The organism is Photobacterium aphoticum (assembly GCF_001029435.1).
Classification (GTDB): Bacteria; Pseudomonadota; Gammaproteobacteria; order Enterobacterales; family Vibrionaceae; genus Photobacterium; species Photobacterium aphoticum.
The window spans coordinates 1-371 of sequence record NZ_LDOV01000090.1 but is presented as its reverse complement, the minus strand read 5'-3'; the positions used below and the strand labels follow the sequence as shown (position 1 = coordinate 371).

Here is a 371-nt window from a genome sequence, read left to right as displayed (position 1 = left end):
ATATTTGGCATCTTGTTATCATTGTGCCCGAAAGTCTCTGGCGTCTCAGAGTTCTTTTTTTTTTCAAGCAGAGGCCGGCATCCGAGATAATTCCAGCAGTTCGCTGATCATTTTTTCCAGTCGCTCGGCCTCGGTATCAATCCGGGTCAGCTCTTTGCTTTCGCCCTGTTTGCGCTGGGCAAGCGCCGTGGCCATCCGTAACCGGGTCAGCGGAGAGCGCAGTTCATGCGAGATATCGGACAGCAGGCGCTGCTGCCCGCCAATCATCTGGTTAATGGCCTGCACCATCTGGTTAAAGCTGGCACCGGCCTGTTTGAATTCACTCGGGCCGGCTTCCAAGCGGGGATCGGCCTCAAACTCGCCGCGGGTCA

1 protein-coding gene is annotated in these 371 nt (G+C 55.8%); it reads right to left on the bottom strand.

The annotated features are described in order from the left end of the window. Positions 1–63: 63 nt before the first annotated feature. The coding region (locus ABT58_RS23175) for a histidine kinase dimerization/phospho-acceptor domain-containing protein (RefSeq protein WP_047876782.1) at positions 64–371 on the bottom strand (308 nt) is incomplete at its 5' end.